Source organism: Lacibacter sp., from assembly GCF_057361365.1.
This window is the reverse complement of the sequence record NZ_JBMQSG010000020.1, coordinates 18,475-31,468: the sequence shown is the minus strand read 5'-3', so window position 1 is coordinate 31,468 and position 12,994 is coordinate 18,475. Positions and strand designations below refer to the sequence as shown.

Below are 12,994 nucleotides of genomic sequence, written 5' to 3'. Positions count from 1 at the left end.
TACTTTCGCTGTATGTCTTTCTCTTCGTCATTATTAGAACAAGCCGTAAATGAGTTTGCCAAATTACCCGGCATTGGTAAAAAAACAGCGTTGCGTTTAGTGCTTCATCTCATCAAACAACCACAGGAAGAAACACAACTCTTCAGCGAAACTATTGCACGCATGCGTAGAGAAATTAAATTCTGCAGCAAGTGTTGCAATGTTTCTGATACGGAGATCTGCAATATCTGCAGCAATATCTCACGCAAAAAGCAGATCATTTGTGTTGTGGAAAATATCCGTGATGTAATAGCCATTGAAAGCACACAACAGTTCAATGGATTGTATCATGTACTTGGCGGTGTTATTTCTCCCTTGGACGGCGTAGGACCAGATCAGCTTACAATTGAATCATTGCTCAATCGTTTAAAAGAAGATGAAGTGGAAGAACTCATTTTTGCCCTCAGTCCAAACATTCAAGGCGATACCACACTCTTCTATATAGGCAAAAAAATAAAAGACCTGCCCATAAAGATCACGACCATTGCCCGGGGAATTGCATTTGGCGGCGAACTTGAATATGCTGATGAATTAACGTTGGCCCGTAGTTTGCAAAACCGCCAGCCGGTGGCGAGTTATGTGAATATGAAATGACGAGGGTTAATGATTAATGGTTATTTGTAAATGCTGAATTACAAGAGCTTCATCTCACTAATTATCATCTCAGTTTAAACTTCGCCGTTACTGTTAGCCCTGCATTATACAAACGTATTTTACCAACACCAATTCCGCCCGATGGTATTTTAATGCCCGGTTCAGCCATTAATGAAAACCGGTTGGAGAATTTTCTTTCAGCAATGGCAGAAAAATTTATGTTAGAAAACAAATGAAAGCTGTTGTTATTATAAGCACGGTGTGTAACTGTATCCCGGCCGGCTTGGTTTTTATAATAGTACTCATACGCTTCTTTGCGCATAATGACCGATGAAGCTCCGGCGGAAAAATATAGATTTGTTTTTTTACTACCCACCAACCTGTAAGCTATACCCAAAGGAATTTCAATGATCTTACAATCAGCATTAATTCTTTTAAAGTAAGTGTAACTGGCCCAGTAATTATTGGCGGGGTTGTAATCCTTATCATGTGCCGAATAAATTTTTGTAGCAGTTGCAACACCTGTGCGAAGAATTATTCTGTCGCCGATATTATACATCAACCCGATCCCTGCAACGGGAGTTAATCGGCCCCACGTATTAAAAGCAGTACCGGGTGTTTCTAGTCCTGTGCTGAAGGTTAAGGAAAGACCATTTTTCTTCGGCTTCTTCACTGTCGGCTTTTTTTCGTTGCTGGTCGCCAACAAACTATTGTGTACCGGCACATGTAAACGCAAGAGAAACGGATGATGGTTTTTATTTAAAGCAGCTGCGTCCACACGACTCAATGAAATATCGGCAACAGCTACGGGCTCCTCCGTTGTAATAAATTCTTGCTGATTTAATTGATCATTGAAAGGTTGAGTGCGGGCGGAACTTTTCCGTTTTAGAACAAAATTTTCAGTGGGCGTTGAATTGTTCGTAACCAACTGAGGATTGCCGTGTGCTGTTTGTTCGTTAGTTGACTCATGACCAGGCAAAGGAGAGCTTGTTTTGTTTTCCTCAACAACTCGTGTTGAAGATGCAGTTAGTTTTTCAGCTGGTTGAACTGCTGGCGTATTTACTCTGCTTAACTTACTCCCCACAGTTCGGGATGTTCTTGTTGCAGGAAGGAATGTAGTTAATGAAGCAAGAATAACGCAACCTAGAAATAAGATATACGGAAATATTCTGCCGTTACCTTTCTCAGGCAAATGTTTATCCAGCAACAGCTCCATCTTCCTCCACGATTCTTCTTCAAATTTGGGAAGAGAACCGGGAGCAGGATCTTTCAGGTTTTTATATAAATCGTCACCAGGCATTTATTTCTTTTTTAGTGGATTTTTGCAGGAGCTTATTCTGTAAAAAAGCCCTTGCCTTAGCAAAATTTGATTTGGAGGTTCCTTCACTGATATTCAGATACTCGCCCACCTCCTTATGGGTCATGCCTTCAATGGCATACAGGTTAAAAACCATACGGTACGCTGGACTTAGCTCCTGAATCACTTTCATCAATTCATTGTACGACAGGTTAGCCAGCACATCCTGTTCTGAAGCGGGAGTACTGTTTTCCTGCTCCTCGCCTAAATCCTTAAAAATATTATTGTGTTTGTTCTTCCTGTAATGATCAATTGAAGTATTGATCATAATTCTTCTGAACCAGGAGGTGAACCCAAAGGCAAGGTCTTCCGACAGCGGTTTGTAGTTATATATTTCCCTGAAGATTTTTAAGAACCCATCGTTTATGATCTCCACTGCATCATCTTTATCATTGGCGTACTTGAAACAAATAGACATTGCATAATCATAAAAAGCAACATACATCTGGTTTTGATATATACGCTTATTATGCTTACACCCTTCGATGCAACTGACTAACTCTTCTTTTTTCAGCACGGCCTGTGGTTGATATCAGAACAAGTAACGGAAACACGGAACAAACAGTTGCCTTCTGCCATAATTTTTCCCAAAGGGGCAAGCTGTTATCCTTCATCACATAAAAGTTACAAAAAAAAGTGTGAAGAGGCAACCTTCTTTCCCCCTGCAACGATAGTTATATATCAGAGGCATAGCAGTTTGTGATTGATATAAAAGCGGTTGGGTTACTCGTTTCGATATTTTCATTCGTTCTGTGGTTGCTTCCGTATGAATTTACACCTTGAAGCAAACCAATAGCCTGCTGTGTTGGCTTCAACAATCATCCGTTAACCATTTAATATAGGTAACTCAACCTGCTTTTTGTGTGCAATGAGCCAAGGAAATTATCAAGCAATGCATGGCTAAAGCGATGAAAATGAACATATGAAAAAACGGTCGCTTATATACTTTATCCTTTTTGTAGTGTTGTTGATTGGAGCAGCATTTATGATCTATGCCAAGTGGAACAAGCCCCACGAAAACGTAGCAGACTTACCGGGCATTAAAATAACTGCTGTTGAACTCTTTCGTGCGTTTGCAGAAAACGAACAACAGACTACACCAACGTATAATGGAAAAGTGATTGAAGTAACCGGCGCCGTTGCTGGCATTAACACAAACCAGGAAGGAAAAACAATTGTGCAGTTACAAAGTAATGACGCATTGTTTGGCGTTAACTGCACCATGGAAAAAGAAACAGGTATAAAGCAAGGTGAAACTGTAACCATCAAAGGTGTTTGCAGTGGCTTTACTACCGATGTTATACTGATACGCTGTTACCTTATTAAACAATAATATGAGACTGATTTTTTTATTCTTATTCTGTTTGGCATTACTCTCTTCGTGCACCTATAACAAAGAAGAGTTACTGTATAACAATACATGTGATACCAGCAATGTGAAGTACAGTGTGCAAATTGTAAACACACTAAATGCTAATTGCACCGGCTGCCATGCAGGGGTTACCGCATCGGGCGGTATTATGCTCGATAATTATACAAACGTACGGAACATGGCCAGCAGCGGCAGGTTGCTTGGTGCCATCACGCATTCTCCGGGCTACCGTGCCATGCCCGATCTTGCTCCCAAGCTTCCTGAATGTCGCATAGCTGAGATCAGAACATGGATAAGAAACGGAATGTTGAATAATTAAACTTTGAAAAATGCGTAGACTTTTTTTTATAGTTCTTTGCTACTCGTCACTACTGAAACTTCATGCCCAGGATAACTATATGACCCGTAACGGGCAGATCAGTTTTTTTTCTTCAACTCCGCTGGAAGATATTAAAGCCACTAATAACGAAGTAGCTTCTGTTGTCAATAAAAAGACGGGCAGTGTTCAGTTTATTGTATTGATCAAAAGTTTCCAGTTCAGGAAAGCGGCCATGCAGGGGCATTTTAACGGTAAAGATTACATGGATTCAGATCGTTTTCCAAAAGCTGAATTGAAAGGAAACATTGCCAACATCAGTGCTGTTGATTTTACAAAAGATGGAACATATCCGGTAACAGTTGAAGGTACATTGAACATGCATGGCGTAAGTAACAAGATCAGGATTCCAGGAAATATCATTGTTAAGGAAAATACCATCACTGCTTCTTCTGTCTTTACAATCAAACTCGCCGATTATCAAATCTCTGTACCAACTATTGTTTCAAAAAAAGTAGCGGAGAAAGTGGAAGTAACGGTGAACTGTAACTATCAACTCAAATAAAACTATGCCTATGCGTTCGAAAAATATTCTACTCCTCCTTTTCTCTTGCATCAGCACTTATATTTCCGTTGCCCAGGAAATAGATTTGAACAAGGAACTTGATTCTGCAAAGCAAAAACCAAAAAAGGAATTCATCAATTATACGTTTCAATCATCACGCATCATCAACGGTCATTCCATTGAAATTATCCCAAAAGGAATGATGGACTTTCGCATTGCTCATCGCTTTGGCACACTTAATGGCGGCTTTTATGAACTCTTTGGCTTAGACAATGCCAGCATGCGCATGAGCTTCGATTTTGGTCTTGCACCTAATCTTATGGTGGGCGTTGGCCGAAGCACCTATCAAAAACAATACGATGGCTTTGTGAAATATCGCTTCCTTCGGCAAAGCAAAGGTGAACGAACAATGCCTATCAGTGCAGCAATTGCATCATCCATTATGCTAACGACTTTGAAATGGCAAGACCCAACAAGGGAAAACCTGTTCTCATCACGTTTGCAATACGCCTACCAACTTATTATAGCCCGCAAGTTTTCTGAAGGCACAGCCATACAACTAATGCCCACACTTGTGCATTATAATCTTGTTGCAAAAGCAACCGATCCAAACGATATTGTTGCGTTGGGCATCGGTGGCCGCCAACGCATTACGCAAATGATTTCGGTTAACGCTGAATATTACTATCTCTTACCTGGTTCAAAGTTCCAAGGCACAACCAATTCCTTTTCTATCGGTTTTGATATTGAAACCGGAGGTCATGTGTTTCAGCTTCATTTTTCTAATTCACGTGGTATGACGGAGCGTACATTCATCAGCGAAACGGCCGGCAGTTGGGGCAAAGGCAATATTCTCTTTGGCTTCAATATTTCAAGGATGTTTAACTTGCAAAGAAAAAAGCGCCGATAACAATCTGTACACAGCTTTGGCGTTTAAAAACAATCTATGCGTTACACACTTCTTCTTTTATCATTGGTTATAGTACTTGCAGCTTGCAAGAAAACCGATACTGATAATAACAACCCTGTTGACATTACAGGCAGCAGCTGGCGCATCAGTTATTTTTGGGATGCGCAGGATAAAACAGCCAATTACAACAATTATTATTTTATGTTTGAAAACGGTGGCATTTTAATGGCACATGGCCCAACGGGAGCCATGTACACTGGCACCTGGAGCCAAACGGCCAACCGCATCAATATCAACTTCAGCACTTCTCCTGCAAATGACCTCAACAGCGATTGGCTAAAAACAGAATTCACAAACAGCAGCATTAAACTGAAAGACGATAGCCCTTCGCAGGACGATCAGCTTCACTTTGTCAGGAACTAGCCCTCACCAGGCCCAACCCCTTGTTGGTGCGGCTTTTTCATTTACATTTGCACTTCATTCAGGCGGATTTGTTTATTGTTCGGCCAAACGGAACTAATAAACGTCAATAAAACTCTCACAGGTTTTCCCACACGTTTATAGTTTATTATATAGCCAGCTGTTTTGCTGCTATCATCTATTTCGTCGCACACTTTTACGCCTGGTACTATTATTCATCTGCTTGATTAAACACTTGTGTTTGGGCAGCTAAAATGATAAACTATGGACATCAGAAAAGAACTCGAAAAAAGGATCCTCATTATTGATGGTGCAATGGGCACCATGATCCAGCGGCATAAACTGCAGGAAGCAGATTACCGTGGCGAACGTTTCAGAGATTGGCATTGCGATGTAAAAGGCAATAACGATCTGCTGAGCATTACACAACCGCAGATCATTACAGGCATTCACAAACAATATTTAGATGCAGGTGCCGATATTATTGAAACAAACACATTCAGCAGCACCACTATTGCACAAGCCGATTACGATATGCAATCGCTGGCGTATGAACTGAATGTTGCGTCAGCACAATGTGCAAGAGAAGCCATCAGGCAATCTGGCAAAGAAGCATTTGTCGCAGGTGCTATTGGGCCACTCAATAAAACATTATCACTTTCACCCGATGTAAATAATCCCGGTTATCGTGCTGTTACGTTTGACGAAGTGGTAACTGCTTACTACGAACAGATCAAAGGATTGGTGGATGGCGGTGTAGATGTGTTGTTGATCGAAACCATATTCGATACACTCAATGCAAAAGCGGCCATCTTCGCTATCAAAAAATATTTTCATGATACCAACAAGCCCGAATTGCCCATCATGATCAGCGGAACAATTACTGATGCAAGCGGAAGAACCCTCAGCGGACAAACGCTTGAAGCTTTTTACATTTCAGTAATGCATGCAAACCCTTTAAGTGTTGGTTTGAACTGTGCACTGGGCGCACATGAAATGCGTCCGCATATTGAAGAGCTTTCACAAATTGCATCCTGTTATGTATCGGCTTATCCCAATGCGGGTTTACCAAATGCTATGGGTGAGTATGATGAAAATCCTTCCGACACAGGTCACTATTTAGAAGAGTGGGCTGCAGAAGGCTGGGTAAATATTGTTGGCGGATGTTGCGGTACAACACCTGATCATATCAAACATATAGCCGACCACGTAAAAAATATTCAGCCAAGAGAGTTGCCTGTAGTTGAAGAAGCATTGTAAGAGTTGAACCACGAAGACACAAAGAAATACGAAGAAAAAATGAACAGCATTAAACCATACAGCCGCTTTTCCGGGTTAGAACCATTGATTGTTCGACAGGAGACTAATTTCCTGAACGTAGGTGAACGAACAAACGTTACCGGCTCAAAGAAATTTGCCCGCCTCATTAAGGAAAATAAATACGAGGAGGCTTTAAGCATTGCACAGCAGCAGGTAGAAAACGGTGCACAAATCATTGATGTAAATATGGATGATGCATTGCTAGATGGTGTGCAGGCCATGACCACTTTCATCAACCTGATGCAAAGCGAACCGGATATTGCAAAAATTCCGGTGATGATCGATTCATCGAAGTTTGAGATCATTGAAGCTGGTTTAAAATGTGTGCAGGGAAAAAGCATTGTGAATTCCATTTCTATGAAAGAGGGAGAAGCAAAATTTATTGAGCAGGCACGCATTTGTCGTATGTATGGCGCTTCGGTAGTAGTTATGGCATTTGATGAAGCAGGACAGGCTGATACCAAACAACGCAAAGTAGATATTTGTCACCGTGCATATAAAATATTAACGGAGCAGGTTGGTTTCCCTCCGCAGGATATCATTTTCGATCCAAACATTTTTGCCATTGCAACTGGTTTGGAAGAGCATAATAACTATGGTGTTGATTTTATTGAAGCAACAAAAGAAATCAAACAATTAATGCCACTCACGAAAGTAAGTGGTGGCGTTAGTAACCTCTCCTTTTCTTTCCGTGGTAACGAACATGTGCGTGAGGCAATGCACAGTGTATTCCTTTACTATGCTATCAAAGTGGGTATGGATATGGGCATTGTGAATGCCGGTCAGCTGGTGGTGTATGATGAAATTGAACCCAACCTCCGCAATCTCTGTGAAGATGTAATTCTTAACCGCAACAACGATAACAACGAAGCAACAGAAAAACTCATTGCCTTCGCTGAAACTGTGAAAGCAAAAGGAAAAGAAATTGTAAAAGATGAAGCATGGCGAAATGCCTCTGTGGAAGAACGCTTGAAACATTCGTTGGTTAATGGCATCACCGATTATATTGATGCAGATACCGAAGAAGCAAGATTGAAATACAGTGCGCCGCTTGAAGTAATTGAAGGGCCACTCATGGCAGGTATGGATGTCGTGGGTGATTTGTTTGGCGCAGGCAAAATGTTTTTGCCACAAGTGGTGAAGAGTGCAAGGGTTATGAAAAAAAGCGTGGCTATTCTTACGCCTTATATTGAACAGGAGAAAGAAAACCGTAAACAGGCTCACCTTGCAGCAGGAACGGTGAATGAAGAAACTGCAGGTGCTGCAAAAATTTTACTGGCAACGGTAAAAGGCGACGTGCATGATATTGGAAAAAACATTGTGGGTGTTGTCCTCGGTTGCAATGGTTACGATGTGCTTGATTTGGGTGTAATGGTTGCAACAGATAAAATTTTAGATACCGCACAAAAAGAAAATGTAGATATCATTGGCTTAAGTGGATTAATCACTCCTTCGCTTGATGAAATGGTGCATGTAGCACATGAAATGAAACGCAGGGGAATGAAGCAACCTTTGTTGATTGGTGGGGCAACTACTTCACGCATGCACACAGCTGTAAAAATTAATCCGCAGTACGAAGAAGGTGTGATTCATGTGTTGGATGCAAGCCGCAGTGTAACTGTTGCCGGCAACTTATTAAATGCAGAACAGAAACCTTCCTTCCTTCAAGGCGTGCAGGCAGAGTATGAAAAACTGCGTGATGATTTTAATAACAAGAAAACTGTAAAACAATTCCTCCCCCTTGCAGAAGCACAAAACAACAAAGTAAAAATCGACTGGGATAATTTTACTCCGGTTACACCAACATTCACAGGGGCGAAACAGTTTGATGATTATGATTTGTCGGAGATCAGGCAGTATATTGATTGGAAACCCTTCTTTATTGCATGGGAACTGCATGGCAATTTCCCGGCAATTTTAACTGATGCGGTGGTAGGTGTTGAAGCAACCAAATTGTATAACGATGCCAATGCATTGCTAGATAAGATCATTTCAGAAAAGTGGTTAACAGCAAAAGGAACTGTAGGTTTCTGGCCTGCAAATAGCGATGGAAAAGATTCTGTTGCTGTACTACACGAACAGGCAGGGCCCGATGAAGTAATACATCTTCAATTCCTTCGTCAGCAGATCAAGAAAACAGAAGGGCAACCAAATATTTCCTTAGCCGATTTTATTGCACCTGCAGATACAAAAGCACAGGATCATATCGGTGCGTTTTCAGTGACCATTCACGGTATTGAAGAACATATCAAACGTTTCGAAGCCGCACATGACGATTACAATAAGATCACTTTACAGGCACTAGCCGATCGTTTGGCTGAAGCATTTGCTGAAGTGTTGCATCAACGCACAAGAAAAGAGTTCTGGGGTTATGCAAAAGATGAAACGTTGAATAATGAAGAATTGATCAAAGAACAATATTTAGGTATTCGCCCGGCACCAGGCTATCCTGCTTGTCCTGACCATACAGAAAAATATAAATTGTTCAGTTTGCTTGGTGGTGAAGATGCAACCGGCATTCACTTAACAGAATCATTGGCGATGTATCCTGCCTCATCTGTTTGTGGCTGGTACTTTGCTCATCCGCAATCGAAGTATTTTGGTGTTGGTAAAATTGAAAAGGATCAGTTGAATGATTATACCAAACGTAAAGGAATGAGTTTAGATGAAGTAACAAGATGGTTGAGACCGATACTTGAATAATTAAATAATTAGTTGAATCAACCCTCGCTTTTGTAGTGAGGGTTTTTTATATCCACCCGCACCTGATAGCCTTGCCAATCAATTCACCTGTATTGCTCAGGTGTTTTTTATGAATCATATTCTTACGGTGAGTATCAACCGTCTGCTTACTGATTTTAAGTAAACTACTAATTTCCTTGCTTGGTTTTCCTTCGATCAATAATTTCAGCACTTGTCTTTCACGTTTTGTAAAATCATCTTTCTGTTCAATAAAAACGTTGTTAGCAGCTGCATCAAAATATGAAGGCTCTCCTTCCATCCCTATAAAAGACAACACCGGGTTGCCGTCCTGCTTAAGATATGTTATATCTGTATGCACACTGAATGTTCGCAGGAATCTGCCGGCTTCATCGTGCTCCAACAAAATGCCCTGGTAAAGTATACGTGCATATTCCCCATTCTTTTTTTTAAACCTTATATCATAGCGCACCTTATATTTCATCAATTTGTCCACAGGCAAATGCGAAAAAAATTCAACGATACCGCTTCCAATCGCTAAAAACCAGGAGCGGTCATCGGGATGAAGTTTGCTGTTCATAAACGGGATGTCGAATTCTGATGGCAGGTAACCCATTATATTTTCTACCTCATTACTTACAAACTCAAATTTCAAAGTGTGATGATTGATAATAAAATAATACGAATCGCCGATCAGTAAAAAATTCCAAAGCTTTTTATACAGATCCAGTTTAAGTTCTAGGTGACTTGGATTTGATTCGTTGCCAAGCCATTTAAAAATCCGGTTGAATGCAAGATCAAACGCCTCTTCTTTCATAACCCACTTTTAAGTAAATGTATAATGAGTTCCGGATTATTGCTGATCATACTGTGCGGAGTACTAACTGCAGAGAATTAACTTAAATGGAGTTCTACCTATAAATAGGTATTTTTTTCGGTACAGATCAACTCTACATTTATAGGCTTTTCCAATGATAAAACTACTTATAGTATTACCGCTCTGCAAGAAGTTTTTTTTGCAGGTTTTAATTCTTTGCCCGGCCGCTACCCAATAAAGACAAATACAGACCTGATCAATTGACAAATGGATTCTGCCTGTTACACTCCCGCATGCCCGGTGAAGACATTTTTACTCATCAACTCAAACTTAAACTTATGAACAAGAAACTTCAATGGGCTTTTGCTCTACTGCTTTTCATTTCGTTTGTTTCCTGTAAAAAAGAAATCAGCACCGACTCTCCCTACGCAACCGCACCGCTGGCATCGAAAGCAGGTGTAAACGGACACTTGCAACAAACAAAAACATTTTCTTCGGACGTAATCAATAAATGGTTGAACATGCAGTTAGAAATGTTTCGGTTTCCGTTACCTGCTGGTACCGGAACTCAGGCCACGGACAGGGCAATGGCTTACAGCGGTATTGCAGTATATGAAGCAGTTGTAAACGGCATGCCTGCATATCAATCGCTCGAAGGTCAACTCACCGATTTCCCTGCTATGCCCAATACTGAACCCGGCAAAGCATACCATTGGGCTGCAAGTGCAAATGCGGCATTGGCTGAAATGAGTCGTCGGCTTTTCCCTTCTACAGCTGCTGTCAACAAAACAGCAATTGATAATCTTGAAAGTTCTTTAAATACCATGTATGCAACTGAAGTGAATGATGCCACATTGCAACGTTCCATTGCATTTGGAAAAGAAGTAGCAACAAGAATTTTTGCATGGGCTGCAGTTGATGGTTTTGCTAACGTAAATCCGCCTTATGTGCCACCAGTAGGCCTGGGACTTTGGGTTCCTACAGCACCAACCGCTCCTGTGGGATCTTATGCGTATCAGCGCAGATTGATTGTGCCTGGTTCATCCAACGGCACTACACTTGTTCCGCCACCAACATTCTCAACAGACCCCTCATCAGATTTTTATAAAATGGTGAAGGAGGTCTATGATATATCACTTACACTTACCCCCGCTCAAAAAGCTATGGCCGACTATTATAAAGACAACCCCGGCTATGGAGCAGGCGGTACTTATGTAGCTGCATTTTTACAGTCGCTTATGATTAAACAGTTCGGCTTAGATATGGCGGCAGTTGCTTATGCCAAAGTTGGACTGGCAATGCATGATGCAAACGTTATTATGCTTACTAATAAATATGTTTTTAATCTCATTCGCCCGGTAACTTATATAAAAGCATATATAGATCCGGCCTGGAACACTTATATCCCTACTCCTAATCATCCGGAGTTTCCGTCTGGTCATGCTACCATAACCGGCGGCGCACTTACAATGATGAGTAATGTATTTGGTGAAAAATTCCCGATCACTTTACATACCTACGATTATCTTGGATATCCCAGCCGCAGTTATGGCACATTTACAGAAATGGGTGCCGATATATCCAACAGCAGAATATATGGAGGTTTGCACTACCGTGCAACTTGTGAAAAAAGTATAGCACAAGGAAAAAAAGTTGCAGAGAACATTTTAAGTAAAATAAAATTCCTGAAAGAATAAATAAGCACTCTTCTCCTGTTAAATTGCTTGTATAAAGCATAGCCCCGCAGTGCGGGGCTTTTTTGTATGAAATATTTTTTGAATTTTCTAATCCAACCATAATCCGGTTCCGTATCTCTAATGTTGCCCGTTACAAAAAAGGGAACCAACAGTTCAACTGTTGAACATAATCATCAAGCAACTTCAAAACATTACACAATGAAAAAAGTGAACCTATTCGCCTTTGCGATGGCTGCAGTATTGTCTCTAGGTACAGTTACAGCGCAAACATCTTCAATGAAAATGAAAGAAAACACAGTAGAAGTAGGTGGTGCGCCGATGTATCCATCAAAAAATATTGTGGAGAATGCCGTTAATTCTAAAGATCACACAACATTGGTTGCTGCTGTTAAAGCCGCAGGACTTGTTGAAACATTAATGAGTGCTGGCCCGTTTACCGTATTCGCCCCCACCAATGCTGCTTTTGAAAAATTACCTGCAGGCACCGTTGAAACATTGTTGAAACCTGAAAATAAAGCAACGCTAACGGCCGTGCTAACCTATCATGTTGTATCAGGAAAATTAGATGCAAAAGAAATTGCACGACTTATTAAAGAAGGAAATGGTAAAGCTGAATTAACAACAGTGCAAGGAGGAAAATTATGGTTGTGGATGAAAGACAAAACACTTTGGATCAAAGATGAAAAAGGCGGAATGGCTTCAGTAACAATCAAAGATGTTTATCAAAGCAATGGCGTTATCCATGTAATTGATGCTGTTGTTTTGCCGAAAGGCTAATTATGTAGTCCTGGTTTTGGTTATAAGCGGATGGTTTCTATCATCCGCTTTCTTTTTGTGCCTACGTTATAATATGATTGTTGTTCGTCTTTAAAATGTCAAATGATAAT

General features: G+C 40.8%; 13 protein-coding genes. 10 read left to right on the top strand and 3 right to left on the bottom strand.

The features are described from left to right. Window positions 1-12: 12 nt before the first annotated feature. Window positions 13-633 (top strand): recombination mediator RecR, encoded by a 621-nt coding sequence (gene recR, locus ACO1QW_RS16750; RefSeq protein ID WP_486260510.1) that lies wholly within the window; start codon window positions 13-15, stop codon window positions 631-633. Window positions 634-697: 64 nt separating this feature from the next. On the opposite strand, the gene ACO1QW_RS16745 is transcribed toward recR, so the two are convergent. Together ACO1QW_RS16745 and ACO1QW_RS16740 are read right to left on the bottom strand one after the other, a co-directional pair. Next, a complete protein-coding gene (locus tag ACO1QW_RS16745) occupies window positions 698-1,933 on the bottom strand; it encodes a hypothetical protein (RefSeq protein WP_486260507.1) in 1,236 nt (411 codons plus the stop codon). Then, window positions 1,923-2,507: an RNA polymerase sigma factor gene (locus ACO1QW_RS16740; protein ID WP_486260505.1), complete on the bottom strand. Its 585-nt coding sequence runs from the start codon at window positions 2,505-2,507 to the stop codon at window positions 1,923-1,925. The genes ACO1QW_RS16745 and ACO1QW_RS16740 overlap by 11 nt, the downstream gene beginning before the upstream one ends. 405 nt (window positions 2,508-2,912) lie before the next feature. Here ACO1QW_RS16740 and ACO1QW_RS16735 point away from each other — a divergent pair, with 405 nt between their 5' ends. The 7 genes from ACO1QW_RS16735 (at window position 2,913) to metH (ending at window position 9,596) form a co-directional block, all read left to right on the top strand. Next, window positions 2,913-3,323 carry an OB-fold protein gene (locus tag ACO1QW_RS16735; protein ID WP_486260503.1) on the top strand — a complete coding sequence of 137 codons (411 nt, stop codon included), beginning with the start codon at window positions 2,913-2,915 and terminating at the stop codon, window positions 3,321-3,323. A 1-nt stretch (window position 3,324) separates the two neighbouring features. Then, on the top strand, window positions 3,325-3,681 hold the full coding sequence (locus ACO1QW_RS16730) for a c-type cytochrome (RefSeq protein WP_486260502.1): 357 nt from the start codon (window positions 3,325-3,327) through the stop codon (window positions 3,679-3,681). Window positions 3,682-3,691: 10 nt separating this feature from the next. After that, complete coding sequence (locus ACO1QW_RS16725; protein WP_486260500.1) at window positions 3,692-4,243, top strand: YceI family protein; 552 nt, start codon at window positions 3,692-3,694, stop codon at window positions 4,241-4,243. Window positions 4,244-4,253: 10 nt separating this feature from the next. Continuing rightward, window positions 4,254-5,153, top strand: coding sequence for a DUF5777 family beta-barrel protein (locus ACO1QW_RS16720; RefSeq protein WP_486260498.1), 900 nt, complete (start codon window positions 4,254-4,256; stop codon window positions 5,151-5,153). 36 nt (window positions 5,154-5,189) lie between these two features. Then, on the top strand, window positions 5,190-5,576 hold the full coding sequence (locus ACO1QW_RS16715; protein WP_486260497.1) for a CS domain-containing protein: 387 nt from the start codon (window positions 5,190-5,192) through the stop codon (window positions 5,574-5,576). A 261-nt stretch (window positions 5,577-5,837) separates the two neighbouring features. Continuing rightward, window positions 5,838-6,833 carry a homocysteine S-methyltransferase family protein gene (locus ACO1QW_RS16710; protein WP_486260496.1) on the top strand — a complete coding sequence of 332 codons (996 nt, stop codon included), beginning with the start codon at window positions 5,838-5,840 and terminating at the stop codon, window positions 6,831-6,833. A gap of 3 nt (window positions 6,834-6,836) precedes the next feature. Next, a complete protein-coding gene (metH, locus tag ACO1QW_RS16705) occupies window positions 6,837-9,596 on the top strand; it encodes a methionine synthase (RefSeq protein WP_486260495.1) in 2,760 nt (919 codons plus the stop codon). 46 nt (window positions 9,597-9,642) lie between these two features. Here the strand turns inward: metH and ACO1QW_RS16700 are convergent, their stop codons facing one another. Then, window positions 9,643-10,410 carry a LuxR C-terminal-related transcriptional regulator gene (locus ACO1QW_RS16700; RefSeq protein ID WP_486260493.1) on the bottom strand — a complete coding sequence of 256 codons (768 nt, stop codon included), beginning with the start codon at window positions 10,408-10,410 and terminating at the stop codon, window positions 9,643-9,645. A gap of 338 nt (window positions 10,411-10,748) precedes the next feature. On the opposite strand from ACO1QW_RS16700, the gene ACO1QW_RS16695 reads away from it, so the two are divergent. Both ACO1QW_RS16695 and ACO1QW_RS16690 read left to right on the top strand, forming a co-directional pair. Continuing rightward, complete coding sequence (locus tag ACO1QW_RS16695) at window positions 10,749-12,107, top strand: vanadium-dependent haloperoxidase (protein WP_486260491.1); 1,359 nt, start codon at window positions 10,749-10,751, stop codon at window positions 12,105-12,107. 198 nt (window positions 12,108-12,305) lie between these two features. Continuing rightward, entirely contained in the window at window positions 12,306-12,884 is a 579-nt protein-coding gene (locus ACO1QW_RS16690; RefSeq protein ID WP_486260489.1) for a fasciclin domain-containing protein, read from the top strand. The last annotated feature ends 110 nt before the right edge of the window (window positions 12,885-12,994 follow it).

What these genes read in the sequence shown, in the direction of transcription:
- recR (WP_486260510.1), top strand. Translation starts at nt 13, where the DNA reads ATGTCTTTCTCTTCGTCATTATTAGAACAAGCCGTAAATGAGTTTGCC.
- ACO1QW_RS16745 (WP_486260507.1), bottom strand. Translation starts at nt 1,933, where the DNA reads ATGCCTGGTGACGATTTATATAAAAACCTGAAAGATCCTGCTCCCGGT.
- ACO1QW_RS16735 (WP_486260503.1), top strand. Translation starts at nt 2,913, where the DNA reads ATGAAAAAACGGTCGCTTATATACTTTATCCTTTTTGTAGTGTTGTTG.
- ACO1QW_RS16730 (WP_486260502.1), top strand. Translation starts at nt 3,325, where the DNA reads ATGAGACTGATTTTTTTATTCTTATTCTGTTTGGCATTACTCTCTTCG.
- ACO1QW_RS16725 (WP_486260500.1), top strand. Translation starts at nt 3,692, where the DNA reads ATGCGTAGACTTTTTTTTATAGTTCTTTGCTACTCGTCACTACTGAAA.
- ACO1QW_RS16720 (WP_486260498.1), top strand. Translation starts at nt 4,254, where the DNA reads ATGCGTTCGAAAAATATTCTACTCCTCCTTTTCTCTTGCATCAGCACT.
- ACO1QW_RS16715 (WP_486260497.1), top strand. Translation starts at nt 5,190, where the DNA reads ATGCGTTACACACTTCTTCTTTTATCATTGGTTATAGTACTTGCAGCT.
- ACO1QW_RS16710 (WP_486260496.1), top strand. Translation starts at nt 5,838, where the DNA reads ATGGACATCAGAAAAGAACTCGAAAAAAGGATCCTCATTATTGATGGT.
- ACO1QW_RS16700 (WP_486260493.1), bottom strand. Translation starts at nt 10,410, where the DNA reads ATGAAAGAAGAGGCGTTTGATCTTGCATTCAACCGGATTTTTAAATGG.
- ACO1QW_RS16695 (WP_486260491.1), top strand. Translation starts at nt 10,749, where the DNA reads ATGAACAAGAAACTTCAATGGGCTTTTGCTCTACTGCTTTTCATTTCG.
- ACO1QW_RS16690 (WP_486260489.1), top strand. Translation starts at nt 12,306, where the DNA reads ATGAAAAAAGTGAACCTATTCGCCTTTGCGATGGCTGCAGTATTGTCT.